A 25,688-nucleotide genomic window follows, 5' to 3' on the forward strand; every position below is an offset into this window, starting at 1 on the left:
GGGTCCCCGTCGTCGGCTGGTCGTGGTGCGCGGTGCGGCCCGGCTCAGTGCTCGTGGCCGTGCCCGGTGCTCGCCGCGCCCGGTGCGGGGGCCTGCTCACCGATCCGCCCGCGGGCCTCGCTGACGATGTCCGCGGTCGCGAGACGGGCGCGCTCCGCGCCGGTCTCCGCCGCACGGGCGCCCAGGAGACCCCACGACGTCACGGTGACCGCGGCGCTGCGCACGGCACCGGACTGTGCGACCCGCTTGACGCCGTCGTAGGCCACGGCACCCGCGAGACCGCTGACGACCAGCCCTGCTGCCTTGCCGGCCAATGCTCCGACCACCACTGACGTGCTCCTTCCGACGCGACCTCGGTGACAACCGTGGTCGTTTGGATCAAGGGTATCCCGCGGCACCGACACTCCGCGGGCGGTGTGGTCGTGATCGCCCGGCCGGGGCACGGTCGGCGAACCGGGCGCACGCCGGTAGCATCGAGGGGTTCCCGCAGGTCCCCGCCGCGGCCGAGTCCGCGGCCCGGGAGGACCTGCCCGGCCGCGGTTCCGCGCGGCCCGCACGAGACGAGAGGTGGGTAGCCGATGAGCGGTCACTCCAAGTGGGCGACGACCAAGCACAAGAAGGCCGTGATCGACGCCCGTCGCGGCAAGATGTTCGCGAAGCTGATCAAGAACATCGAGGTCGCGGCGCGGACCGGCGGGGGAGACCCCGACGGCAACCCCACGCTCTACGACGCGATCCAGAAGGCCAGGAAGAGCTCGGTCCCCAACGACAACATCGAGCGCGCCCTCAAGCGCGGCTCCGGGGCCGACGCCGGCGGCGCCGAGTACCAGTCGATCACCTACGAGGGCTACGGCCCGAACGGTGTCGCGGTCCTCATCGAGTGCCTGACCGACAACCGCAACCGCGCCGCGACCGAGGTCCGGACCGCGATGACCCGCAACGGCGGGCAGATGGCCGACCCCGGCTCGGTGGCCTACCTGTTCACCCGCAAGGGCGTCGTGCTCCTGCCCAAGGGCGAGCTGGCCGAGGACGACGTGCTGATGGCCGTCCTCGACGCCGGCGCGGAGGAGGTCAGCGACCTCGGCGAGACCTACGAGGTGATCAGCGAGGCCGGTGACGTCGTCGCCGTCCGCACCGCGCTGCAGCAGGCCGGCATCGACTACGACTCGGCCGACCAGACGTTCATCCCGTCGATGCAGATCGAGCTGGACGCCGAGGGCGCGAAGAAGATCTTCCGCCTGATCGAGGCGCTCGAGGACTCCGACGACGTGCAGAACGTCTACTCGAACTTCGACGTGTCCGACGAGGTCATGGCCGAGGTCGGCTGACGCCGCACCCGCACCACCGCGACACCGGTTCGCACGAGAGCTCCGCTCGTACGCCCGGGATGGACGAGAGCTCCGTCCGCCCACCCCGGGCGGTGGGCGGGGCCGCAGCTGCACGTGCCATCCGTCCCGCTGGACGAGAGTTCTGTTCGTCGAATCATCATGGGGAGCTAGTGCACCGGCCCGGTTCCTGGCTCCTTGGGCAAGAGCCCGCTCATGCGACCGGCGGTGATCCGAGCACCGGCCCGAGGCTGCGGCCTGCTGGACGAGGGCTCCGTTCGCGCAGCCTGGCTGGACGAGAATTCCGTTCGTTGAGTCCTCGTGGGAGCCGGTGCGCCGGCCCGGTTCCTGGCTCCTTGGGCGAGAACCCCGCTCGTGCGGACGCGGTGGGCGAGAGCTGCGTTCGTGCAGCCGGCGGTGATCCGAGCACCGGCCCGAGGCTCCGGCTTGCTGGACGAGAGCTCCGCTCGTGTGGCCGGGTGGGACGAGCGCTCCGTTCGTTCATTCCGCGGAGACGCCGTTGCGCCGGCCCAACCCCTGGCTCGTTGGGCGAGAGCTCCGTTCGCGCAGCCTGGGTGGACGAGAGCTCCGTTCGTTGAGTCCTCCTGGGGGAGCCGGTGCGCCGGCCCGATACTTGGCTACTTGGGCGGAAGCCCCGCTCGTGCGGACGCCTTGGGTGAGAGTTCCGTTCGCCTACACCGGGATGGGCCGGAGCACCGGCTCGGCTCCCCGGCGGATGGGGGGGAGTTCCGTGCGCGGCCCGGATGGGCGGGAGCTCCGTCCGTGCATCTCGCGGCGCGGGTGGGGCCGGAACTGTCGGGGGTCGGTCCTAGACTCGTTTCCGATGAGCGCCGCGACACAGTCCCCGAAGAAGACCGGTCCTGGGAAGAGCAGCACAGCCAAGGCCGGCTCCGGTACGTCCTCCAAGAAGGAGGACACGCCGCGGCTGCTCCTGCTCGACGGACACTCGCTGGCCTACCGGGCGTTCTTCGCCCTGCCGGCGGAGAACTTCCGCACCGGCACCGGGCAGACCACGAACGCCGTCTACGGCTTCACCTCGATGCTGATCAACCTGCTGCGCGACGAGGAGCCGACGCACCTGGCCGTCGCGTTCGACGTCTCCCGGAAGACGTTCCGGTCCGAGCGCTACGCCGAGTACAAGGCGAACCGCTCCAGCACCCCGGACGACTTCCGCGGCCAGGTGGACCTCATCAAGGAGGTTCTGAACGCGCTCAACATCCCGGTGTTCGCCGTGGACAACTACGAGGCGGACGACCTCATCGCCACGCTGACCACACAGGCCGAGGCCCAGGGCATGAACGTCCTGATCACCACCGGGGACCGGGACGCGTTCCAGCTGGTCACCGACCACGTCACGGTGCTCTACCCCAAGCGTGGGGTGTCGGACCTGGGCCGGATCGACCCGGCCGAGGTCGACGCCCGCTACGGGCTGACCCCGACGCAGTACCCGGACTTCGCGGCGCTGCGCGGGGACCCCTCGGACAACCTGCCGTCGATCCCCGGGGTGGGGGAGAAGACGGCGGCGAAGTGGGTCCGCGAGTTCGGCTCGCTCGCCGAGCTGACCGACCGGGTGGACGAGGTCAAGGGCAAGGCGGGCGACGCCCTGCGGGCGAACCTGGCCAACGTGCTGCTCAATCGTCAGCTGACCGAGCTGGTCCGCGACGTCGACCTCGGATCCGACCCGTCGCAGCTCGAGGTGCGGCCGTGGGACCGCGACGCGGTGCACCGGCTGTTCGACGAGCTGGAGTTCCGGGTCCTGCGCGAGCGGCTGTTCGCGACGCTGTCCTCGGCCGAGCCGGAGGCCGAGGAGGGCTTCACCGTGCAGGGCGCGGTGATCGAGCCGGGCTCGGTGCGTTCCTGGCTCGACGAGCACACCCGCGACGGACGCCGGGTCGCGCTCTCGTTCGGCGGGGTCGCCGGGCCGGTGGCGGCGCGGGACCTGACCGGGATCGGGTTCGCGGTCGGTGAGCCGACCGTCGAGGCGCGCGCCGCCGGTGCGACGGCCGGGGTGCCGCAGGCCGGCTACCTTGCCGTGGCGACGCTGACCCCGGACGACGAGGCCGCGCTCGGTGAGTGGCTGGCCGACCCGTCGGTGCCCAAGGCCGCGCACGACATCAAGGCCGTACTGCACGGGCTGCGCGCCCGCGGCTGGACCCTCGAGGGCCTGACCAGCGACACCGCGCTCGCCGCTTATCTCGCCAAGCCGGGCCAGCGCACGTTCGACCTGGCCGACCTGGCGCTGCGCTACCTGCGCCGGGAGCTGCGCACCGAGTCCGAGGGCGACGGGCAGCTGTCGTTGCTGGGGGGTGAGGAGGAGGCCGACAACGCCGCGGCCGAGGCCGAGATGCTGGCCGCCTCCGCCGTGCAGGAGCTGGCCGACGCGCTCGACGCCGACCTCGCCGAGCGCGGCGGGTCCGAGCTGCTCGCCGAGCTGGAGCTGCCCCTGGCGTTCGTGCTCGCGGACCTGGAGTCGGCCGGGATCGCCGTCGACGCGGAGTACCTGTCCGGGCTGGAGTCCGACTTCGGCTCGCAGGTCCGCCAGGCCGCCTCCGACGCCTACGAGGTGATCGGCAAGGAGATCAACCTCGGGTCGCCGAAGCAGCTGCAGGTGGTGCTGTTCGACGAGCTGAACATGCCGAAGACCAAGCGCACCAAGACCGGCTACACCACCGACGCGGACGCATTGCAGAGCCTGTTCGAGCAGACCGAGCACCCGTTCCTGCAGCACATGCTCCTGCACCGGGACGCGACCCGGCTCAAGGTCACCGTCGACGGCCTGATCAAGTCCGTGGCCGACGACGGCCGGATCCACACCACGTACTCGCAGACGATCGCGGCGACCGGACGTCTGAGCTCGACCGATCCGAACTTGCAGAACGTGCCGATCCGCACCGCGGCCGGACGCCGGATCCGGGACGCGTTCGTGGTGGGCGACGGTTATACCGAGCTGATGACCGCGGACTACAGCCAGATCGAGATGCGGATCATGGCCGACCTGTCCGAGGACGCGGCGCTGATCGAGGCGTTCCGCTCCCAGCACGACTTCCACGCCGAGACCGCCGCCCGCGTGTTCGGCGTCGAGCCGACCGAGGTCTCCGTCGAACAGCGCGCCAAGATCAAGGCGATGAACTACGGGCTGGCCTACGGCCTGTCCGCCTACGGCCTGTCGGGGCAGCTGCGGATCTCCACCGACGAGGCCAAGTCGATGATGGACGACTACTTCGCCGGGTTCGGCGGGGTGCGCGACTACCTGGCCGGCGTCGTCGACCAGGCCCGCAAGGACGGCTACACGGCCACCATCATGGGCCGTCGCCGCTACCTGCCGGACCTGGTAAGCGATAATCGTCAGCGCCGGGAGATGGCCGAGCGGATGGCGCTCAACGCCCCGATCCAGGGCAGCGCCGCGGACATCATCAAGGTCGCGATGCTCGGCGTGCACAAGGCGCTCAAGGCCGAGGACCTGCGCAGCCGGATGCTGCTGCAGGTCCACGACGAGCTCGTGATCGAGGTCGCCGAGGGCGAGCGGGACGCGCTGGAGACGCTCGTCCGCCGGGAGATGGCCGCCGCGGCGGAGCTGTCGGTGCCGCTGGAGGTCTCGGTCGGGTACGGGCGCAGCTGGGACGCCGCCGCACACTGATCTTCACCTGAACCCGGGGCCCGGCCGTCGAAACGGCCCGCGGCCCCGGGACCGGCCGGCTACGGCGAGGGCAGGTGGCCGAGCTGGCCCAGGATCGCCATGTTGTCCCAGGTGATCCACGACTCGGCGAACTTGCCGTTCTCGACGCGGAACACCCCGCCGAAATCGAACGAGGCCTTCTTGCCGGAGGCGGGGAACGGGCCGAGCGGGCCGTCCTGGGTGCCCTCGTAGGTGCACCAGATTCCTGCCTTGTCGCCTTCGACGACGACGTGCCGGAACGTCTGCACGTTGTCCGGGAAGGACTCGGTGTTCGACCGCAGGAAGCCCTTGAAATCCTCCCGGCTGTGGACGACGAGGTCCGGGGTGGCTTCGCAGTGCCGGACGAAGTCCTCGGTCAGGATGTCGTCGAGCAGGTGCAGCTCCCGGGAGTTCATCGCGTCCTCGAGACGCTGCATCAGCTGCCTGATCTCGTCGCCGTTGCTCATGTCGAAGCCTCTCGTCCGTCGGTCACGTGGGCCTCGGAGCTCGGGCGGGACCGGGCAGGACACGGTGGACGACCTCCGGGGTGCGGGCGAGAGTAGTGCCGGGCGATCGGCCCCGGACACCGCCGGGCGCCCGCTGCGGAAGGCCGTTCGGAGGAACCCGTCGTCGCAGCTCAGCAGCGGGAGAGACGATGTCGCCAACCTTGTCGATGACACCGCTGCGACCGCGTGGGAGAGGGCGGCGCGACGGGCCGTCGCAGACCTCGGAGTGCCGGGGCCGGAGTGCCGGGATCGGTGGTCCGGCGCGCGGTGAGCGGACTCGTCGGGCGACGGCTCAGGGAGCCGGCGTCCGGGCACGGAGGGGCTCGTCGGCAACGGCGGGCTCGAGGACGGTCAGGGTGGCCGGACCGAGGCGCAGCACGCCGTCGTCGAGGGGCTCGCAGCGCACGCCGCCGCGCCCGCGCAGGGCGCGGAACGCCCCGGGTGCCAGGACGACGTCCATCCACCGGCACGGCGCGGCCGGGCGGTGCGCGCGGAACCGGACCGGGCCGTCGCCGCTGTCGAGGACGAACACCGCCCCCGCGCCGCCCCGGCCGAGCGCGGCCAGGGAGTCGATCGGGAACCCGCGCAAGATGATGTTGCGGCGCGTGTCGACAGCGTCCGGCGCCGCGTCGAGACCGAGGTCGTCGCGCACGGCGTCCAGGGACTCCGCCGCCATCACCGTGACGGCGGCCCTGCGGTGCGCTGCCCGGCCGCAGTAGCGGTCCCCGGCGAGCCCGAGGCCGCCGCGGACCCGCACCAACTCCCGCGACACCGGTTCGGGATCCGGTGCCGGGCCGTCGCCCGGTCGGCCCTCGTAGGCGTGCACGGGGGACACGAGCAGCGTCGTGATCTCCACCCGCACCTCTCCGGTCACCCCGACCACGCTACGTCCGCCGCCCGATCGGACGGCCGGCACCGGTCGGACGAGCGGTCCCGTCGTCGGAAAGGTTCCGACGAGAGTGCCGCTCGCTGGGCCTGTCCGGAGGTGTGCACGGTCAGGGGCGCCGGCACCGGTCGGACCGGCGGCCCCGTCGTCGGAAAGGATGCGACGAGAGTGCCGCTCGCTGTGGCGGGAGGCGGCGCGGTGGGGGAGGCTCCCGCCGGACGGACGGGGGTGGGTGTGTTTCGGGGTCGGGGGTCGTTGGCCTGGCTGCTGGTGGTGCCGGTGCTCTACGTGGGTGCGTTGCCGCTGGTCAACCGGGTGGAGCCGCTGGTGTTCGGGCTGCCGTTCCTGGCGGTGTGGCTGTTCGGCGCGACACTGCTGACGCCGCTCGCGGTGTGGCTGGCCGCTCGTGGTGACCCGGTGTGGCGCTCCGGCGGGGCCGGGCCGGCTGCCACGGGAAACGCCCCTGAGCCCGGGGGCGGTGGGGCCGATCGGCCGGACGTGCCGGAGGACCTCCGATGACCGGCGACGCGGCGGTGTCGCTGGGCATCCTGGCCGCGTTCATGGTGCTGGCCTGCCTGCTCGGGATCCGGGCCGGGCGGGGACGTCGCGGGAGGAACGGCGGCGACGACCTCGCCGAGTGGTCACTGGGCGGGCGGAGTCTCGGCTTCCTGTTCACGCTGCTGCTGACGGCGGGGGAGACGTACACGACGTTCAGCTACCTCGGCGCGGCCGGCTGGGCCTACGACAACGGCATCTCCGCGCTCTACGTCGTGGCCTACCTCGGCATCGGGATGGCGGTGAGCTACGTCGTCGCGCCGATCCTGTGGACCTACGCCCAGCGCCACGGCCTGCACTCGATCGCCGACATCGCCGCACACCGGTTCGGGGCGCCGTGGCTGAACACGGTCGTCGCCGTCGTCGCGACGATCCTGGTGCTGCCCTACATCCAGCTGCAGATCACCGGGATGGGCGTCGTCGTGGCCTCGGTCGGCTACGGCGCGATCGGGCTGGGGGTGTCCTACCTCGTCGCGTTCGGAATCGCGGAGACGTTCGTGCTGCTGTCCGGGCTGCGCGGGAGCGCGTGGGTGTCGGCGCTGAAGGACGTCCTGGTGCTGGTGACGCTGGCCGCGGTGTTCGTCTACGTGCCGCTGCACTTCTTCGGCGGCTACGGCGAGCTGATGACACGGCTGGTGGAGCAGCGCGAGGCCTGGCTGACGCTGCCCGGCCCGGACGACGCGACGCTGGGCGTGGGCTGGTTCGCCTCCACGGTGCTGCTCAACGCCGTCGTGTTCTGCATCTTCCCGCCGCAGGTCGCCGGGTTCCTGGGCGCGGCGAGCCCACAGGTGCTGCGGCGCAACGCGATGGTTCTGCCGCTCTACCAGGTGCTGCTGTTCGTGCCGGTGGTGCTCGGGATGGCGGCGCTGTTCGTCGTGCCGGGGCTCGGTGACTCCAACCAGGCCATGTTCGAGCTCGTCCGCCAGGCGATGCCGCCGTGGGCGCTCGGGTTCGTCGGCGCGGCCGGTGCGCTCTCGGCGATCGTGCCGATGGCGATGTTCATGCTGGTCATCGGCACGATGTGGGGTCCGGTGATCCGGGGGACGGGGCGTGCGGCGGAGGTGCGCCGGCGACGGCTGGCCCAGGTCGTCACGCTCGCCGCCGGCGTCGTGGCGCTCGCGATGACCTACCTGTTCCCGAACGCCCTCGTGCGCCTGTCGCTGATCTCCTACGAGGGGATGGCACAGCTGCTGCCGCTGGTGCTGCTGGCCCTGTTCTGGCGGCGGATGCCGGTGTCGGCGGCGCTGGCCGGGCTCGGGGCCGGGCTGGTCGTGGACGTCGCCCTGGTCGCGAGCGGGAACGACCCGCTCGGCGGCGTCAACGCCGGGGTGGTCGCGCTCGCGGTGAACCTGCTGGTGGTTACCGTGATCACCCGGCTGCGACCGGCCGACACCGCGGAGGGCCGGCTGGCGCAGCCGGAGGCGGTCCCGGTGGGCCGCGCGGTCGGCCGGGCGGGGCGCCCGGCCGGGGGTGGAGAGTGGAGCACGTGACGTCCGAGATCGCAGGTGAGCCGTCGGACGCGACGGCGGCGCAGCTCGTCGAGGCCTACCGGTCCGGGACGCTGTCCCCGTCCGAGGCGCTCGAGTCGGTGCTGGCGCGGATCGCGGCCTGCGAGCCGAAGCTGTTCGCGACCTACGCCCATGACCCCGACGGTGCCCGCGCGGCGGCCGCGGAGGCGACCGAGCGGTGGCGTCGCGGCGAGCCGCTCGGCCCCGTCGACGGGGTCCCGGTGACGCTGAAGGAGAACATCGCCACCCGCGGCGTCCCGGTGCCGTCGGGGACCGCGGCCACCGAGCTCGTCCCCGCTCCCCGCGACGCCCCGGCCGCGGCGCGGCTGCGCGAGGGCGGCGCGGTGATCACGACGAAGACGACGATGCCCGACCTCGGGATGCTCGGGTCGTCGGTGTCGAGCTTCCACCCGCGCACCACGAACCCGTGGAACCCCCGGCGCACGCCGGGCGGTTCGTCGTCCGGGGCCGGTGCGGCCGCGGCGGCCGGGTACGGGCCGCTGCACCTGGGCACCGACATCGGCGGCTCGGTCCGTCAGCCCGCGCACTGCTGCGGGCTGGTCGGGTTCAAGCCCAGCCACGGCCGGGTCCCGGTCGTGCCGCCCTACTACGGGCGTGCGATCGGGCCGCTGACCAGGACCGTCGACGACGCGACGGTGCTGATGCGCGTCGTCTCCGCCCCCGACGCGCGCGACCACACGTCGTTGCCGCCCGCCGACCTCGACTGGGACGCCGTCGCCCGGGCGGACGAGACGCGGCTGGAGGGGGTGCGGATCGGGGTGATGGCCGACTCCGGTGTCGGGTTCGCCGTCGAGCCGGACATCTCGTCCGCGGTGAACGCCGCTGCCCGCCGGTTCGCCGACGCCGGAGCGGACGTCGAGCCGGTCGGCCCGCTCCTGCGCCGTGAGATGCTCGACGGCCTGGACCGCTTCTGGCGGGCCCGCGCCTGGGCCGAGGTCTCCGCGTTGCCGCCGGCGCGGGCGTCGAAGGTCCTCCCGGAGATCCTGCGCTGGGCCCGCACCGGTCAGGAGCTGACCGGGGAGCAGGTCTTCCACGGCTTCAGCCAGATGGACGCGATGGCCCGCGCCGCGGCGACGCTGTGGGAGGGCATCGACTACCTGCTCACCCCGACCGCACCGATCCCGGCGTTCGGCGTCGAGCAGGCCTTCCCCTCCGACGACGGCGAGCGCCCGTTCGAGCACATCGGCTTCACCGTGCCGTTCAACATGTCCGGCCAGCCCGCCGTGTCGGTGAACTGCGGCTGGACCGGCGACGGCCTCCCGATCGGGCTGCAGATCGTGGGCCCGCGCTTCGACGACGTCGGCGTCCTGACCCTGGCCCGCCTGCACGAGATGCTGTCCCCGCCGCCGCGCCCCTGGCCGGCCCCGTAGCCCGCTACAGGCCGTAGAGGGTCTCGGCGTTGGCGTGCGCGATCCGCTCCCGGTCGTCCTGGTCCGGCAGCGTCTCCAGCAGGGCCGTGAGCTCGTCGGCGGTGCCGCGGTGGAACGGGTAGTCGCCGGAGAACAGGATCCGGTCGGCGGTCGTGTACTCCAGGGCGTGCCGCAGCAGGCGCGGGGCGAGCATCCCGCTGGTCGCGATGTGGATGTTGGTCCGGAAGTAGTCGGCGACGCGGCGGTCGAGGTGGCCGGCGACGTTCGACAGGCTGTCGGCCCGGTCGAGGGCGAACAGCAGCATCTCGCCCCAGTGGCCGAGGACGAGCTGCAGGTCCGGGTGGCGGTCGAACGTGCCGCGCAGGATCAGCCGCAGCGCCGCGGTGCCCGCCTCGAGGTGCCACCCCCATCCGAAGGTGGCGAGCGCGAGCTCGACGGTCGCGTCGAACCCGCGGTAGGACGCGTCCCGGGTCGTGTCCGAGGGGATCTGGGGGTGCAGGAACACCGGCCGCCCCAGCGCGGCGGCGGCGCCGAGCAGCTCGTCGTGGGCGGGGTCGTCGAGCGGCCGGTCGCCGCTGCGCCCGTAGGACATGATCCCGACGTGCCCGGTCGCGTCCGCGGTCCGCGCAAGCTCGGCCACCGCCGCGTCCGGGTCCGACGTCGGCAACGTCGTCATCGCCCGCAGGCGGTCCGGGTACCGGGCGACGGCCTCGGCGGCGCGGTCGTTCGCGTCCCGGCTCAGGGCGGCCGCCTCCGCGGCCGGGAGCCCCTGCGTGCCGGGCGGGGCGAGGGAGAGGATCTGGACGTCGACGCCGGCGTCGTCCATCACCCGTATCCGCTGCTCACCGATGTCGAGCAGGCGTTCGGGGATGTCGCCGCGGTCGTTCAGCACGACGCTCTCGTCGTGGCCGCCGGCACGCAGCGCCCGGTCGATCCCCGGGGTGGTCCAGTGCTCCTCGATCGCGACGACCCTCATCGAACTCCTCCGACTCGTGTTCCGGTGAGCGGGACCTAGGACTACTCGCTCAACGACTGTAGAGTCAAACGCCGTGAGCCCACCGACGTCCCGCGCCGCCCGGCGTGCCGCGACCGCCCAGCGGATCCTCTCCGCCGCCCAGGCCGAGTTCGGCGAGCACGGCCTCGACGCCACCACCGTGCGCGCGATCGCGGCGCGGGCCGGGGTCGACCCGTCGCTGGTCATCCAGCACTACGGCACGAAGAACGACCTGTTCGCGGTCGCGACCCGGCTCGAGGGCGACGCGGGTGACGGCGACGTCGCCGAGCACCTCTTCGACGTCCTCGACGTGCGTCTCGGCGAGCTCCCGCCGGAGACCCGCGCCCTGGTGCGGTCGATGCTCACCGCGCCCGAGGCCGCCGCGTCGATGAAGGCGTTCCTCGACGAGCGGGTCGCCAACCTGACGCGGGCGGCGATCGGTGAGGACGCCGAGCTGCGGGCGGCGCTGACCGTCAGCAGCATCCTGGGGCTGACGATCGCGCGCCATTTCCTCTCCCTGGACGCGCTGGCCGAGATCTCGGACGACCAGGTCGAGAACGTCCTCCGGCCGTGGGTGACCGCCGCCCTCGGCCCCGAGCGGCGGTGACCCGGGAGGTCACGGCAGGTCGTCGAGGAACCGCGCGACGGCGGGACGGGTGATCTGGGCGCCGGGGCTGCCGAACGGGTGGTCGAAGACGTGGTCGGCGTAGGGGATGACGAGCAGACGCCCCGGCACGCCGGCGTCGCGCAGTTGCCGGTCGTAACGGATCACCCGGTCGGCGAACACGAAGTGGTCGGCCGAGCCGAGCAGCAACAGGGTCGGCGGCAGCCCCGGGCGGACGTGGTCGACGGGGGAGAGCTCGCGGCGCAGGGCGGAATTCTCGTCGCCCGGCCCGCCGAACAGCGCGTCCTGCAGCTCCGGGGCGATCAGGCGCAGGTCCGACGCGGGGTAGTAGGCCACCACCCCGCGTGGTGACGGCAGCGGCGCGGGGTCTCCCGGGCAGCGCAGCGAGCCGTCGGTGAGTCCCGAGGTCGTGTTCAGGGCCAGCGTCGCCCCGGCCGACTGCCCGGCCAGGACGATCCGGCCCGCGTCGAGGCCCTGCGCCGCGGCGTTGGCCCGGACCCAGGAGACCGCGCACGCCACGTCGCGGCGCTGGTCCTCACCCACGGGGTTCGGCGGCGGCAGCCGGTACTCCACGGCGACGACGGCGTGGCCGCGGTCGGCGAGCCAGCGGTTGAGCGCCGTCCGGTCCGTCCGCTCCCCGCGCACCCAGCTCCCGCCGTGCAGCCACACGACGACCGGGTGCGGCCCCGCCGTGGACGGCCGGTAGAGGTCGAGCGACCGGCCCGGCGTGTACTCCGCGGTCAGGTCCGGGTGCCCGTCCGGCTGCCCGGGTGTGGTCAGGGCCGCGCCCCAGTCCAGTCGCACCCACTCGGCGCGCGCCGTCGCGGCCAGGCTGCTCAGCACGACCACCATCCCGACGACGGTCGCCACCGACACGACGGTCGTCGCCACGCCGGTGCCGCGGGCCCCGGTCGCCCAGGCGCCGGCCCCGATCCCGATGCCGAGGACGGCGGCCAGCGCGGCGTGCACCGGGTACTGCCCGGTCACGAACGACCCCAGGAACCCGACGACGGGCAGCCGCGGCACGAACGCCCCCAGCAGGACGACGAGCAGGCCGACGCACCACAGCCCGCCCACCAGCCGCAGCAGCCAGGCCGTCACAGGTCCTCCCGGGATCTCGATCGACACGGTCAGCTCACCACCCCTTGCGAGCGGCGGCGCGCCGGGCCCGGTCCCGCCCGGCCGGGTCCGCCCGACGCGGGGCCCCCGACGTGACGGGCGCGGCGCGCCCGTCCTGCCCGGGCGGGGTCACCCGGGCGGTCCGGCGCGTCCCGGGCGGGCGGCGCCGGAGCGGCCGGTAGCCTCCGAAGCTCGAACCGTTGTTCGGCGGAGGGGGTCCAGGTGCGGGTGCTCGGTGTCGACCCGGGACTGACCCGGTGCGGGATCGGGGTCGTCCAGGGCGGACCCGGGCGCACCGTGGCCTGCGTCGACGTCGGTGTCGTCCGCAGCGCCCCGGACATGCCGCTGGAACGTCGCCTGCTCGGTGTCGCCGACGAGGTCGGTCGTTGGGTCGAGCGTCACCGGCCGGACGTGATCGCCATCGAGCGGGTGTTCAGCCAGCACAACGTGCGCACCGTGATGGGCACCGCGCAGGCGTCCGGCGTGGTCGCGCTGGTCGCGGCGCGGGCCGGGCTGCCGGTCGCGTTCCACACCCCCAGCGAGGTCAAGGCCGCCGTCACCGGCGAGGGCCGGGCGGGCAAGGAGCAGGTCACCACCATGGTGACGAGGCTGCTCGGGCTCGCCGAGGCCCCGCGCCCCGCGGACGCCGCGGACGCGCTCGCGCTGGCCATCTGCCACTGCTGGCGGGCCCCGATGCTGGACCGGATGGCCGAGGCCAAGGCGCGCGCCGACGAGATGGCGAAGGTCCACAAGGCCCGGCTCGCCGAGGCCGCCCGGTCGCGACCGGGGGTGTCGTACCCCCGCGGTACCGTCCGCGGTCGAACGGGCGTTCGTGACGCGGCGCCCGGTTCGACGAGTCCCACGAGTACGACGAACGGACGTCAGAAGTGATCCATTCGGTCCGCGGCCCGGTGCTGGAGATCGGGCTCGACCACGCGGTGGTCGAGGTCGGCGGCGTCGGCCTGGCCGTGTACGCCACCCCGAACACGCTCGCCGGGCTCCGCCGCGGCGACGAGGCGCGCCTGGCGACGCTGCTGATCGTGCGCGAGGAGTCGCTGACCCTGTTCGGGTTCGCCGACGTCGAGGAGCGCGAGCTGTTCCAGCTGCTGCAGACGGTGTCGGGCATCGGTCCCCGGCTCGCGCTGGCCACGATCGCGGTGCTGGAGCCGGACACGCTGCGCCGAGCACTGGCCGACGGCGACCTGGCCGTCCTCACGCGGATCCCCGGTGTCGGCCGCAAGAGCGCCGAACGCCTGGTCCTGGAGCTGCGGGACAAGATCACCGCGCCGTCCCCGGTCGCCGCGGGCGGCGTCACGTCGGCGCCCACCCCGGTGCTCGGGCAGCGCGATCAGGTGGTCGAGGCGCTGGTCGGGCTCGGCTTCACCGCCCGCCCGGCCGAGCAGGCCGTCGACGCCGTGCTGGCCGCGACGCCGGACGCCGACGCGGCGGGGTTACTGCGGGCGGCGCTGTCGTCCCTGGGACGCTCGCGGTGATCCCTTCGCGGGTGCGAGGGGCGACACCGTGAACGGGGGTGAGGACGTGGTCCACGACGACCCGTACGCCGACGAGCTCCGCGAGGTCGACCCGGAGCCGCACCCCGACGACCGCGACCTCGACGTGTCGCTGCGCCCGCGGGTGCTCACCGAGTTCATCGGGCAGCCCCGGGTCCGCGAGCAGCTCGAGCTGGTCCTGGAGGGCGCGCGCCGCCGCGGCGACCCGCCCGACCACATCCTGCTCTCCGGCCCGCCCGGGCTGGGTAAGACGAGCCTCGCGATGATCGTCGCCGCGGAGCTGGGCGTCTCGGTGCGGCTGACCTCGGGACCGGCTCTGGAGCGCGCCGGGGACCTGGCCGCGATGCTGTCGAACCTCGTGCCCGGCGACGTCCTGTTCATCGACGAGATCCACCGCATCGCCCGCCCGGCCGAGGAGATGCTCTACCTCGCGATGGAGGACTTCCGGGTCGACGTGATCGTCGGCAAGGGCCCCGGGGCGACGTCGATCCCGCTCGACGTCGCGCCGTTCACCCTGGTCGGGGCCACCACGCGGGCCGGGTCGCTGACCGGCCCGCTGCGCGACCGGTTCGGCTTCACCGCGCACATGGAGTTCTACGAGCCCGACGAGCTGGAGCTCGTGCTGCGCCGCGCCGCGCAGATCCTGCAGATCGACCTGCGCGCCGACGGCGCCGAGGAGATCGCCGGCCGCTGCCGCGGCACCCCGCGGATCGCGAACCGCCTGCTGCGCCGGGTCCGCGACTTCGCCGAGGTCCGCGCGGACGGCGTCATCCGCCGCGGCGTCGCCCGGGACGCGCTCGACGTCTACGACGTCGACGAGCTCGGCCTGGACCGGCTCGACCGCGCCGTACTCAGCGCCCTGGTGCGCAGCTTCGGCGGCGGTCCGGTGGGAATCTCGACGCTCGCCGTCGCCGTGGGTGAGGAGGCCGGTACCGTCGAGGAGGTCTGCGAGCCCTACCTGGTGCGGGCCGGAATGCTGGCCCGCACACCGCGCGGTCGTGTCGCGACGGCGGCGGCCTGGAGCCACCTCGGCCTCACGCCGCCGGCCGACGGAACCGCCGGTCCGCAATCGCCGGCGCTGTTCTGACCGGTGTCGTCACCGTAGTCCGAATGGCGGTAGCCCGGGAGGGGCCCGCGATGGACGCACGGTCCCGGCTGGCACACTCGCAGACCTCGACAAGAGACGGAGATCCCGGAGACATGCCACAGACCTCGATCATGTCGTTGCTGCCCTTCCTCATCATCCTGCTGCTGTTCGTCCCGTTGTTCCTCAACGGCCGTAAGCAGCGCCGGCAGATGGCGGAGACGCAGGCGATGCAGTCCGCGCTCGAGATCGGCGACGTCGTCATCACGACGTCCGGCCTCCGCGGGACGATCACCGATGACTCGTACGAGGACACCGTCGACCTGGAGATCGCCGACGGTGTCGTGACGACCTGGCTGCGCGCCGCGGTGCGCGAGAAGGTCGACCCGAACGCCGGCCACGGCGACATCGCGGTCGAGGAGGACCCCGGTCCCGGCATCGAGAACGAGGCCACCTCGTCCTCGACGGAGTCGCCGAAGGTCACCCCCTCGGACAACAAGCCGATCATCCACTGATCCGGTCCCGGTCCGGCGGCACCGACACGGATGCCGAGACGGGCCGGTCCCGGTAGAGCGCACGCCGACGACGGACGCCCGCCCGACGGGCCGGTCCGTCGCCGGGCCGGCCCCGGTCGGCCGGAGACCATCTGGAGAGCAGGAACGTGGCTTCGTCCCCGGGGCAGCAGATCAGCCCCTGGCGGTATCTGACGGCATTCGTCGGGATCGTCGTGATCCTCTACGCGCTGGTGCTGTTCACCGGTGGCGGGAACATCTCGCCCAAGCTGGGTATCGACCTGCAGGGCGGCACCCGCGTGACGCTCACCGCGCGTACCGAGAACGGCGGTGTCCCGCCGCGGGACCAGCTGATCCAGGCGCAGCAGATCATCGAGCAGCGCGTGAACGGCCTGGGCGTCAGCGGCGCCGAGGTCGTCCTCGACGGCAGCAACCTGACGATCACGGTCCCCGGCGACGGCGGTGACGAGGCGCGTTCGCTCGGCCAGACCGCGCAGCTGCGTTTCCGCGAGGTGATCGGCGGGCCGATCCCGGCGAACTCCGCCGCCCAGGGGGCGACACAGCCGGGTCAGCCCGCACAGCCGGGGCAGGCGGGACAGGGCACGACCGGCCAGGCGCCCGCCCCCGCGGCACCGGCGCCCGCTCCGACCCCGCAGTCGATGGGCCCGGACGGGACGACGCAGTCCCGCGACGTCGCTCCGGTGTCGTTCTCGGCCCCGTTGCAGGACCCGGCGCCGCCGCCCGGCGGCGACGGCGGTTCCGGCGGGACCTCGTCGCCGGCCGACCCGCGCGTGGCCGCGGAGGTCGCGCAGCTGCGCCAGACCCGGCAGAGCGACGACCCGGCCGTGCAGCAGCAGGCCGCTCTCGCGCTGAACTGTAACGCCCCGGACCCGCTGCAGGGCTACGACGACCCGGCCAAGCCGCTGGTGGCCTGCAGCGAGGACAGGACCGAGAAGTACCTGCTCGGGCCCACCTTCATCGAGGGCACGCAGATCGAGTCGGCGCAGGCGCAGCAAAGCAGCAACGGCGCCGGCTACGTCATCAGCCTGACGTTCAAGCCGCAGGGCGCCGAGACCTGGGGCCAGTACACCGCCGCCAACGTCGGCAAGGCCACGGCCTTCGTCCTCGACGGCGCCGTTGTCTCCGCCCCGCGGATCAACCAGGCGATCTACGGCCCGACCGAGATCTCCGGGCAGTTCAACCAGGAGCGCGCCCAGGAGCTGGCCGGGACGCTGCGCTACGGCTCGCTGCCGCTGTCGTTCGACTCCGGTGAGGCGCAGACCGTGTCGGCGACCCTGGGGCTGGCGTCGCTGGAGGCCGGGCTCATCGCCGGCGCGATCGGGCTGGCGCTCGTCTTCGTCTACTGCCTGCTCTACTACCGGCTCCTGGGCGTGCTGACGATCCTGTCCCTGGTGCTGTCCGGCGTCGTCGTCTACGCCGTGCTGATCCTGCTCGGGCGCTGGATCGGGTTCACACTCGACCTCGCCGGCGTCGCCGGCTTCATCATCGCCATCGGTATCACCGCCGACTCGTTCGTGATCTTCTTCGAACGGCTCAAGGACGAGATGCGGGAGGGCAGAACGTTCCGGGCCTCGGTGCCGCGCAGCTGGGAACGCGCGCGGCGCACGATCCTCACCGCCGACGCCGTCAGCTTCCTGGCCGCCGCGGTGCTCTACATCCTGGCCGTCGGCCAGGTCCGCGGTTTCGCGTTCACCCTCGGCATGTCGACCGTGCTCGACCTGGTCGTCGTGTTCCTGGTGACCCACCCGCTGGTGATCCTGGTGTCGAAGTCGAAGAAGCTCGGCAAGCCGTCGCTGTCCGGGCTGGGTGCGGTCGCGAGGATCGGGGCCCGGCACCGGCAGGCCACCGCCGCCGCCACCACGGTGAAGGGAGCGCGGGCATGAGCACGGACACCACGGTCGACGCGTCGGGGGACCGCGCGGGACAGCGCGACTCCGAGCGCACGAGCGCCTGGACGCGTCTGACCACCGGTACCGGCAACATCGACGTCGTCGGGCGCAAGAAGATCTGGTACGTGATGTTCGCGGTGCTGATCGTGGTCAGCATCCTGTCCATCGCGATCCGCGGCTTCAACCTGGGCATCGACTTCACCGGCGGCTCGCAGATCCAGCTCCCGGGCACCGGTGCGAGAGGGCAGATCACCGAGCAGCAGGTCACCGACATCTACACCTCGTCGGTCGGCATGGAGCCGGTGTCGGTGCAGTCGGTCGGGGCGGGCGGCTCGTCGTCGATCCTGATCCGGTCGGAGTCGCTCGGACCGCAGCAGCTCGTGCCGCTGCGCGAGGCGCTGTTCACCCAGCTGCAGCCCCTCGGCGCGGACGGGCAGCCGAACGCGGCCGCGATCAGCGACTCCGCGGTCAGCGGCACCTGGGGCGGGGAGATCACCACCCAGGCCCTGATCGCGCTGCTGGTGTTCATCGTGCTGGTCACGCTGTTCCTGGCGCTGTACTTCGAACGTGCGATGGCGCTGGCGGCACTCGTCGCGCTGGTGCACGACATCGTCGTCACGGCGGGCATCTACTCGCTGATCGGGCTCGAGGTCACGCCGTCGACGGTGATCGGCCTGCTGACGATCCTGGGCTTCTCGCTCTACGACACGGTCGTGGTGTTCGACAAGGTCCGGGAGAACACCAGGGGACTGCTCAAGCTCACCCGCCGCACCTACCCGGAGGCGGCGAACCTCGCGTTGAACCAGACCCTGATGCGGTCGCTGAACACCTCGGTGATCGCGATCCTGCCGGTGCTGGGGCTGCTGGTGATCGGCGTCGGGCTGCTGGGCGTCGGGACGCTGGCCGACCTCGCGCTGGTGCAGCTGATCGGCATGATCTGCGGCGTCGTGTCGTCGCTGTTCCTGGCCACGCCGCTGCTGGTGGACATCAAGATGCGCGACAAGCGCTTCACCCAGCAGGCCGAGCGGGTCGCGGCGCGCCGCCGCCGGGCCGCGGCCGTCCGCGCCGGGGAGATCGACCCGGACGACGCCGAGCCCGCGACCGCCGAGCTCGCCACCACCGGTGCGGGCCGCACCGCGGCACCGGCGAGCGCGCCGCGCCCGGGTGCCCGTCCGGCGCGTCCGACCGGCAAGGCCGGCCGCTCCACCGGCGGGAGGCGGCGACGGTGACGGCCGCGCCCGACATCCGCCCCGCCGTCGAGGTCGGCGACCTCGACTCCGGCATCGACCTGGACCGGGTCGCCGGTCTGATCCGCAGCGTGCCGGACTACCCGACGCCCGGCGTGCTGTTCCGCGACATCACCCCGGTCCTGGCCGACGGCGAGGCGTTCGCCGTGGTGGCCACCGAGCTGGCCGCGCTCGCCGGCGAGGCCGATCTGGTCGTCGGCGTCGAGGCCCGCGGCTTCCTGCTGGGCGGGGCGGTCGCGCTGGTCGCCGGCGTCGGGACGGTGCCGGTCCGCAAGGCCGGCAAGCTGCCCGTCGTCGCCGCGACCCGCACCTACGACCTGGAGTACGGCACCGCGACGCTGGAGCTGGCCGCGGACACCGTCGCGCCCGGCACCCGCGTCTACGTCGTCGACGACGTGCTGGCCACCGGCGGCACGGCCGCCGCGGCGTGCGCACTGCTCACCGACGTCGGCGCGGAGGTCGTCGGGTTCGGTGCGCTGCTCGAGCTGCCGGCGCTGGGCGGCCGGTCGAAGCTGGGCGACGTGCGGGTGGACGCGCTGCTCAACGGCTGAGGCGGGCGCGCGCCGCCGTCGAGCGGCGCGCGTCCGCGCGCCGAGCGGAACACGGTGCCCGCCACGACTCGGCCCCGCGCGGGCGGGGGTCTACCCTGGTCAAGATGCAGGCGATCCCGAAGCCGACGTCCGCGACGTCCACGACACGGCGCCGGGCGGTCCGGTGACGGACCTCGACCAGACGGGCGCGTCCGCGGCCGAGTCGGCGGCCGCGGACGACGACAGCCCCGCCCGCCCGTCCGCCACGCGGCGGGTGCGGGCCCGGATCGCGCGGCGGATGACGCCGCAGCGGGTCGCGATCGTCAAGCCGGTGCTGGAGCCGCTCGCCGCGGTCCACCGTGCCCTGCACCCCAAGGCCGACCTGATCCTCCTGCAGCGCGCCTACGACGTCGCGGAGGAGAAGCACGAGGGGCAGAGCCGCAAGTCCGGTGACCCCTACATCACCCACCCGCTCAGCGTCGCCACGATCCTCGCCGAGCTGGGGATGGACACCACGACGCTGGTCGCGGCGCTGCTGCACGACACCGTCGAGGACACCGACTACTCCCTGGAACGGCTGCGTGCCGAGTTCGGCGACGAGGTCGCGCACCTGGTCGACGGCGTCACGAAGCTGGACAAGGTCGAGTTCGGCACCGCCGCCGAGGCCGAGACGATCCGCAAGATGGTCGTCGCGATGGCCCGCGACCCGCGGGTGCTGGTCATCAAGCTCTCCGACCGCCTGCACAACATGCGCACGATGCGGTTCCTGCGCCCGGAGAAGCAGGCCAAGAAGGCCGGCGAGACGCTCGAGGTGTTCGCCCCGCTGGCGCACCGCCTCGGCATGGCGACGGTCAAGCTCGAGCTCGAGGACCTCTCGTTCGCGATCCTGCAGCCCAAGAAGTACCAGGAGATCGTCCGCCTGGTCGCCGACCGGGCGCCGTCGCGCGACACCTACCTGCGCCAGGTCATCGACGAGGTGACGCTGCAGCTGGACTCCGCGCGGATCTCCGCGACCGTCGAGGGACGGCCGAAGCACTACTACTCGATCTACCGCAAGATGATCGTCAAGGGCCGCGACTTCGACGACATCCACGATCTGGTCGGCGTCCGCGTGCTGGTCGACGAGGTGCGCGACTGCTACGCCGCGATCGGCATGGTGCACGCGCTGTGGCAGCCGATGCCCGGCCGGTTCAAGGACTACATCGCCCAGCCCCGCTTCGGCGTCTACCAGTCGTTGCACACGACCGTGATCGGCCCGGACGGCAAGCCGCTGGAGGTGCAGATCCGGACCAAGGAGATGCACCGCACCGCCGAGTACGGCATCGCCGCGCACTGGCGCTACAAGGAGGTCCGCGGCGCGGCCGGCAAGAACCCTGAGGTCGAGGACATGGCGTGGATGCGCCAGCTGCTCGACTGGCAGCGCGAGGCCGCGGACCCGGGCGACTTCCTGGACTCGCTGCGCTTCGACCTCGCGGCGCGGGAGATCTTCGTGTTCACGCCCAAGGGCGACGTGATCACGCTGCCCACCGGGGCCACCCCGATCGACCTGGCCTACGCCGTGCACACCGAGGTCGGGCACCGCTGCATCGGCTCCCGGGTCAACGGCAAGCTCGTCGCGCTCGAACGCAAGCTCGAGTCCGGCGACGTCGTCGAGATCTTCACGTCCAAAGCCGAGGACGCCGGGCCCAGCCGGGACTGGCTGCAGATCGCCCAGTCGCCGCGGGCCAAGGCCAAGATCAAGCAGTGGTTCGCCAAGGAGCGCCGCGAGGAGGCCGTCGAGGAGGGCAAGGAGTCGATCACCCGGGAGGCGCGCCGCACCGGGATGCCGCTGCAGCGCCTGATCTCCGGCGACGCCATGTCCGCCCTGGCCCGCGAGCTGCACTACCCCGACGTCTCCGCGCTCTACGCCGCGGTCGGGGAGCACCAGGCCAGCGCCCAGCACGTCGTGCAGCGCCTGGTCGCCTGGTTCGGCGGCGAGGAGGACGCGGAGGAGGAGCTCGCCGAGCGGGCCACCCCGTCGACGGTCCGCCAGCGCCGCCCGGCCGGGAACGCCGGCGTCGTCGTCCAGGGCGAGGACGGGGCCACCCTCGGCGACCTCTACATCAAGCTCGCCCGCTGCTGCACGCCCGTGCCCGGCGACGAGATCCTCGGCTTCGTCACCCGCGGCGGTGGCATCAGCGTGCACCGCACGGACTGCACGAACGCCGGTGACCTGCAGTCGCGCAGCGAACGCCTCGTCGACGTGGCCTGGTCGGTGTCGCCGGAGTCGGTGTTCCTGGTCGCGATCCAGGTCGAGGCGCTGGACCGGCACCGCCTTCTCTCCGACGTCACCAAGGTGCTCGCCGACGAGCGGGTCAACATCCTCTCGGCGTCGACCACGACCTCACGCGACCGGGTCGCGGTGTCCCGGTTCTCGTTCGAGATGGGCGACCCGAAGCACCTGGGCCACCTGCTCGCCGCGGTGCGCAACATCGAGGGCGTCTACGACGTCTACCGGGTCACCAGCGCCGCCTGACCGGACCCGCAGCGATCCGCACCCCCACCGGCGGTCCGCACCCCGTGCAGGGGGTGCGGACGCACGGCAGGGGTGCGGATCGGCGGCTCAGGCCTGCACGGTGGCCGACCGGATCGTCACCGGGACATTCGGCTTGCCGTCGCCGGGGCCGTTGACGCTGTCGTCGCCGGCCTTGGCGATCTTGTCCAGGGTGGCGAGGCCACCAGCGTCGATCGAGCCGAACACCGAGTAGTTCGGCGGCAGCTGGGCGTCTCCGAAGATCATGAAGAACTGGCTGCCGTTCGTGTTCGGGCCGGAGTTGGCCATCGCCAGCATCCCGCGGCCGTACTTGAGGCCCTCGAACACCTCGTCGTCGAACTTGTAGCCCGGGCCGCCGGTGCCGATGCCAGTCGGGTCGCCGCACTGCAGCACCTGCAGGCCCTCGCCGGTGGTCAGGCGGTGGCACGGGGTGTCGTTGAGGTAGCCCTGCTTGACGAGGCTGACGAAGCTGTTCACCGCACACGGCGCGAGCGCGCGGTTCAGGGTCAGGCCGACCGCACCGGCGCTGGTGTCCAGCGTGGCCGGGACCTGGCCCTGGGTGGACACGGGCCCGTTCGCGGGCGGGTTCACGGGCTTGGCGGCCTGCTCACCGGGGGTGTAGGTGCAGTTCACCGAGGCGGGCAGGGCCGTCGGGCGGGTCGGCAGCGGGGCCACCGGCAGGCCGGAGGTGTCCGGGCCGTTCGCGGGCGGCGGGGCGGCGGCCTCGGTGTCGGTCGAGGAACCGTTGCCGGTCAGGGCGAAGACCGCGATGACGGCGACCACCACGACGACGACCGTCGCGATCGAGGCGATCGTCGCGGTCCGTTTGCGCTTGCGGGCCCGTTCGGCGCGGTGGGCCTGCTGGTTGGCCAGCTTGCGCTTGGCCGCCTCCCGGCGCATCTCGTTCGTCGCCACGTCTCGTGCACACCTTTCCGCCGTTCCGGTGGCTGGGGATCACCGGGGTTGACGGCGAGGGTATCGAGTGATCCTGAGACGACGATGAGCGGCGCCGCGGACCGTCGGCGTCGCACCCGGGGCGGAGGGACCGTCGGGGGCGGGATCTAGGCTGGTGGGGTGCTTGTCGCTGGGTTCCCGGCCGGGTCGTTCCGGACCAACTGCTTCGTGCTCGCGCCCGCCGCGGGCGGGGCGTGCGTGGTCGTCGACCCGGGGCAGGACGCCGTGGCCGACCTCGACGTGCTGCTCGCCGAGCACTCCCTGACCCCGGCCGCGGTGCTGCTGACCCACGGCCACCTCGACCACACCTACTGCGCGGCCGAGGTCGCCGACGCCCACGGCGTGCCGGTGTGGATCCATCCGGACGACCGGGCGTGGCTCACCGAGCCGATGCTCGGCATGTCCGAGCAGTCCCGGGCCGTGTTCGGTGACCTGCGCCTGCCCGAGCCGGGCGAGGTCCGCGACATCGCCGACGACGCGACCCTGCGGCTCGCCGGTCTGGAGCTGGGTGTCGCGCACACCCCCGGCCACACGCCGGGCTCGGTCTGCTTCACCACCACGACCGAGGACGGCACCGGTGTCGTGTTCGGCGGCGACACCCTGTTCCAGGGCTCGGTCGGTCGCACCGACCTGCCCGGCGGATCCCACGACACGCTGCTCGACAGCATCGCCGCACGGCTGCTGAGCAGGGACGACACGACAATCGTGTTGCCCGGTCACGGCCCTGCGACCACCATCGGCGCGGAGCGGGCGCACAACCCGTTCCTGGCCGATCTCACCCCCACGAGAGGACGTGCGCAGTGAGCGCCGCGACCGAGCAGCGCCCCGACCCCGACGGCGGGAAGGTGCGCAGGCCCGACCCGTTCGCCGCACCGAAGGGCATCCCCGAGTACCTGCCCCCGGAGTCGGCCGGGTTCACCCACGTTCGGGACACCCTGGCCGGGGCGGCCGAGCGCGCCGGGTACGGGCACATCGAGCTGCCGGTCTTCGAGGAGACGGGGCTCTACGCGCGCGGGGTGGGCGAGTCCACCGACGTCGTGTCGAAGGAGATGTACACCTTCGCCGACCGCGGCGACCGCTCGGTGACGCTGCGCCCCGAGGGCACCGCCGGCGTCGTCCGGTCGGTGATCGAGCACAACCTGGACAAGCAGGGGCTGCCGGTCAAGCTGCGCTACGCCGGGCCGTTCTTCCGCTACGAGCGCCCGCAGGCCGGTCGCTACCGGCAGCTGCAGCAGGTCGGCGTGGAGGCGATCGGCGCCGACGACCCGGCCCTGGACGCCGAGGTCATCGCCGTCGCCGACGAGGGTTTCAAGGCCCTCGGCCTGACCGGCTACCGGCTGGAGATCACCTCGCTGGGCGACGCCGAGTGCCGTCCGGCCTACCGGGAGCTGCTGCAGCAGTTCCTGGCCGGGCTCGACCTGGACGAGGCCACCCGCGAGCGCGCGGCGATCAACCCGCTCCGGGTGCTCGACGACAAGCGCCCCGAGGTCCGCGCCGCGATGGCCGACGCGCCACTGCTGATCGACTACCTCTCCGAGGCCTCCGCCGAGCACCACCGGGCCGTCCTGGAGCACCTGGACGACCTGGGGGTGGCCTACACGCCGAACCCCCGGATGGTGCGCGGGCTGGACTACTACACGAAAACGACGTTCGAGTTCGTGCACGACGGCCTCGGCGCGCAGTCCGGGATCGGCGGCGGCGGGCGCTACGACGGGCTGATGGCCACCCTCGGCGGGCCGGAGCTCTCCGGCGTCGGGTTCGGCATCGGCGTCGACCGGACGGTCATGGCCTGCGCCGCGGAGGGTCTCACGCCCTGGTCGACGGCACGGGTCGAGGTGTTCGGGGTGCCGCTGGGCGACACCGCACGACGCCGGCTCGTCGTGATCGCGGCCGCGCTGCGGGCCCGTGGCGTCCGGGTGGACCTGTCCTACGGCGGGCGCGGGCTCAAGGGCGCGATGAAGACCGCGGACCGCTCCGGCGCGCGGTTCGCGCTGGTCCTGGGGGAGAGGGACCTGGAGTCGGGCACGGTCGGGCTCAAGGACCTTCTCTCCGGTGAGCAGCGCGCGGTCGGTCTGGACGGGGCGGTCGACGAGGTCATCGCGTCCCTGCAGGCGTGAGGGCCTTCTGATGGCGAGGTACTGATGGCGGGGTCGGACCGGGAGCTCTGGGACTCCCGTCACGCCGTCGTCTCCATGGGGGAGCCGATGCCTCCGGCCGCCGTGCTCGGGCGTGAGCACCTGCTCCGGGCGCCCGGGCGGGCTCTGGACGTCGCGTGCGGGCGTGGGGCGGTCTCGGTGTGGCTGGCGCTGCGCGGGTTCACCGTCGACGCCGTGGACGTCTCCACGGCCGGTCTGGAGGGCGGGGCGGAGCTGGCCGGGCGGCACGGGGTGGCCGACCGGGTCCGGTGGATCCGTGCCGATCTCGACGACGGTCTGCCCACCGAACCGCTCGTCGCCGACGTGCCCGACGCGACGCGCCGGCCCCACGCCGGTGGCGTGCCCGGCACGGAGGACGGCAGGCCCGGCACGGAGGACGGTGGACCGGGATACGACCTGGTCGTCTGCCAGCGCTTCCGGGAGCCGTCGCTGTACCCGGTGCTGGCCGCGGCGCTGCGGCCCGGTGGGCTGCTGGTCGTGACCGTGCTCAGCGAGGTCGGCGACTCCGGTGGGCGGTTCCGGGCCGGGCCCGGGGAGTTGCTCGCCGCGTTCGGTGGCCTCGACGTCGTCGACCACCTCGAGCGCGACGGCGAGGCCTCCCTGCTGGCCCGGCGCCGTCCATGATCGGCGGTCCGGTACCGATGCGCGCCGTCGGTGGCGCCGATC

23 protein-coding genes are annotated in these 25,688 nt (G+C 73.0%); 17 read left to right on the forward strand and 6 right to left on the reverse strand.

Features of this window, described 5'->3' with window-relative positions; translation table 11 throughout:
• Positions 1-44: 44 nt before the first annotated feature.
• The gene (locus EV383_RS14975) at positions 45-326 is read right to left on the reverse strand and encodes a DUF1490 family protein (RefSeq protein ID WP_242623109.1); all 282 of its coding nucleotides are present in this window, start codon (positions 324-326) and stop codon (positions 45-47) included.
• A gap of 252 nt (positions 327-578) precedes the next feature.
• Here EV383_RS14975 and EV383_RS14980 point away from each other — a divergent pair, with 252 nt between their 5' ends.
• Together EV383_RS14980 and polA are read left to right on the forward strand one after the other, a co-directional pair.
• Positions 579-1,328, forward strand: a complete 750-nt coding sequence (locus tag EV383_RS14980) for a YebC/PmpR family DNA-binding transcriptional regulator (RefSeq protein WP_130290488.1) — start codon at positions 579-581, stop codon at positions 1,326-1,328.
• Positions 1,329-2,169: 841 nt separating this feature from the next.
• Positions 2,170-4,983: a DNA polymerase I gene (polA, locus tag EV383_RS14985; RefSeq protein ID WP_130290489.1), complete on the forward strand. Its 2,814-nt coding sequence runs from the start codon at positions 2,170-2,172 to the stop codon at positions 4,981-4,983.
• 59 nt (positions 4,984-5,042) lie between these two features.
• Here polA and EV383_RS14990 read toward each other — a convergent pair whose 3' ends face one another.
• Entirely contained in the window at positions 5,043-5,468 is a 426-nt protein-coding gene (locus EV383_RS14990; RefSeq protein ID WP_130290490.1) for an ester cyclase, read from the reverse strand.
• Between the two features lie 331 nt (positions 5,469-5,799).
• On the reverse strand, positions 5,800-6,381 hold the full coding sequence (locus EV383_RS14995; protein ID WP_242623110.1) for a molybdenum cofactor biosysynthesis protein: 582 nt from the start codon (positions 6,379-6,381) through the stop codon (positions 5,800-5,802).
• 267 nt (positions 6,382-6,648) lie between these two features.
• On the opposite strand from EV383_RS14995, the gene EV383_RS15000 reads away from it, so the two are divergent.
• The 3 genes from EV383_RS15000 to EV383_RS15010 are packed head-to-tail and all read left to right on the forward strand — an operon-like array spanning position 6,649 to position 9,847.
• Positions 6,649-6,912 carry a DUF3311 domain-containing protein gene (locus EV383_RS15000; RefSeq protein ID WP_130290492.1) on the forward strand — a complete coding sequence of 88 codons (264 nt, stop codon included), beginning with the start codon at positions 6,649-6,651 and terminating at the stop codon, positions 6,910-6,912.
• Complete coding sequence (locus EV383_RS15005; protein ID WP_130290493.1) at positions 6,909-8,438, forward strand: sodium:solute symporter family protein; 1,530 nt, start codon at positions 6,909-6,911, stop codon at positions 8,436-8,438. Before EV383_RS15000 ends, EV383_RS15005 begins: the two co-directional genes overlap by 4 nt.
• A complete protein-coding gene (locus EV383_RS15010) occupies positions 8,435-9,847 on the forward strand; it encodes an amidase (protein WP_242623111.1) in 1,413 nt (470 codons plus the stop codon). Before EV383_RS15005 ends, EV383_RS15010 begins: the two co-directional genes overlap by 4 nt.
• A 4-nt stretch (positions 9,848-9,851) precedes the next feature.
• On the opposite strand, the gene EV383_RS15015 is transcribed toward EV383_RS15010, so the two are convergent.
• On the reverse strand, positions 9,852-10,823 hold the full coding sequence (locus tag EV383_RS15015; RefSeq protein ID WP_130290494.1) for an amidohydrolase family protein: 972 nt from the start codon (positions 10,821-10,823) through the stop codon (positions 9,852-9,854).
• A gap of 73 nt (positions 10,824-10,896) precedes the next feature.
• Here EV383_RS15015 and EV383_RS15020 point away from each other — a divergent pair, with 73 nt between their 5' ends.
• On the forward strand, positions 10,897-11,448 hold the full coding sequence (locus tag EV383_RS15020; protein WP_130290495.1) for a TetR/AcrR family transcriptional regulator: 552 nt from the start codon (positions 10,897-10,899) through the stop codon (positions 11,446-11,448).
• Positions 11,449-11,457: 9 nt separating this feature from the next.
• On the opposite strand, the gene EV383_RS15025 is transcribed toward EV383_RS15020, so the two are convergent.
• Positions 11,458-12,567 (reverse strand): alpha/beta hydrolase, encoded by a 1,110-nt coding sequence (locus EV383_RS15025; RefSeq protein WP_130290496.1) that lies wholly within the window; start codon positions 12,565-12,567, stop codon positions 11,458-11,460.
• A 240-nt stretch (positions 12,568-12,807) separates the two neighbouring features.
• Between EV383_RS15025 and ruvC the strand changes: the two genes are divergently transcribed.
• The 8 genes from ruvC (at position 12,808) to EV383_RS15065 (ending at position 21,894) form a co-directional block, all read left to right on the forward strand.
• Entirely contained in the window at positions 12,808-13,476 is a 669-nt protein-coding gene (gene ruvC / locus EV383_RS15030) for a crossover junction endodeoxyribonuclease RuvC (protein WP_130290497.1), read from the forward strand.
• On the forward strand, positions 13,473-14,078 hold the full coding sequence (gene ruvA, locus EV383_RS15035) for a Holliday junction branch migration protein RuvA (protein WP_130290498.1): 606 nt from the start codon (positions 13,473-13,475) through the stop codon (positions 14,076-14,078). Before ruvC ends, ruvA begins: the two co-directional genes overlap by 4 nt.
• 46 nt (positions 14,079-14,124) lie before the next feature.
• A complete protein-coding gene (gene ruvB, locus EV383_RS15040; RefSeq protein ID WP_130294457.1) occupies positions 14,125-15,183 on the forward strand; it encodes a Holliday junction branch migration DNA helicase RuvB in 1,059 nt (352 codons plus the stop codon).
• Positions 15,184-15,296: 113 nt separating this feature from the next.
• Positions 15,297-15,695, forward strand: coding sequence for a preprotein translocase subunit YajC (gene yajC / locus EV383_RS15045; RefSeq protein WP_242623112.1), 399 nt, complete (start codon positions 15,297-15,299; stop codon positions 15,693-15,695).
• A gap of 146 nt (positions 15,696-15,841) precedes the next feature.
• Positions 15,842-17,596: a protein translocase subunit SecD gene (secD, locus tag EV383_RS15050; protein ID WP_130290499.1), complete on the forward strand. Its 1,755-nt coding sequence runs from the start codon at positions 15,842-15,844 to the stop codon at positions 17,594-17,596.
• The gene (gene secF, locus EV383_RS15055) at positions 17,593-18,831 is read left to right on the forward strand and encodes a protein translocase subunit SecF (protein WP_130290500.1); all 1,239 of its coding nucleotides are present in this window, start codon (positions 17,593-17,595) and stop codon (positions 18,829-18,831) included. The genes secD and secF overlap by 4 nt, the downstream gene beginning before the upstream one ends.
• A gap of 53 nt (positions 18,832-18,884) precedes the next feature.
• Positions 18,885-19,400 (forward strand): adenine phosphoribosyltransferase, encoded by a 516-nt coding sequence (locus EV383_RS15060; protein ID WP_207223809.1) that lies wholly within the window; start codon positions 18,885-18,887, stop codon positions 19,398-19,400.
• Positions 19,401-19,563: 163 nt separating this feature from the next.
• Complete coding sequence (locus EV383_RS15065) at positions 19,564-21,894, forward strand: RelA/SpoT family protein (protein WP_130290501.1); 2,331 nt, start codon at positions 19,564-19,566, stop codon at positions 21,892-21,894.
• A gap of 87 nt (positions 21,895-21,981) precedes the next feature.
• Here the strand turns inward: EV383_RS15065 and EV383_RS15070 are convergent, their stop codons facing one another.
• Entirely contained in the window at positions 21,982-22,827 is an 846-nt protein-coding gene (locus EV383_RS15070) for a peptidylprolyl isomerase (protein WP_130290502.1), read from the reverse strand.
• A gap of 159 nt (positions 22,828-22,986) precedes the next feature.
• Between EV383_RS15070 and EV383_RS15075 the strand changes: the two genes are divergently transcribed.
• The 3 genes from EV383_RS15075 to EV383_RS15085 are packed head-to-tail and all read left to right on the forward strand — an operon-like array spanning position 22,987 to position 25,646.
• Entirely contained in the window at positions 22,987-23,670 is a 684-nt protein-coding gene (locus EV383_RS15075; protein ID WP_130290503.1) for an MBL fold metallo-hydrolase, read from the forward strand.
• A 41-nt stretch (positions 23,671-23,711) separates the two neighbouring features.
• A complete protein-coding gene (hisS, locus tag EV383_RS15080) occupies positions 23,712-24,983 on the forward strand; it encodes a histidine--tRNA ligase (protein ID WP_130294466.1) in 1,272 nt (423 codons plus the stop codon).
• Between the two features lie 24 nt (positions 24,984-25,007).
• On the forward strand, positions 25,008-25,646 hold the full coding sequence (locus EV383_RS15085) for a class I SAM-dependent methyltransferase (protein WP_130290504.1): 639 nt from the start codon (positions 25,008-25,010) through the stop codon (positions 25,644-25,646).
• Positions 25,647-25,688 lie beyond the last annotated feature (42 nt).

This window comes from Pseudonocardia sediminis, assembly GCF_004217185.1.
In the GTDB taxonomy this organism is placed as follows: Bacteria; Actinomycetota; Actinomycetes; order Mycobacteriales; family Pseudonocardiaceae; genus Pseudonocardia; species Pseudonocardia sediminis.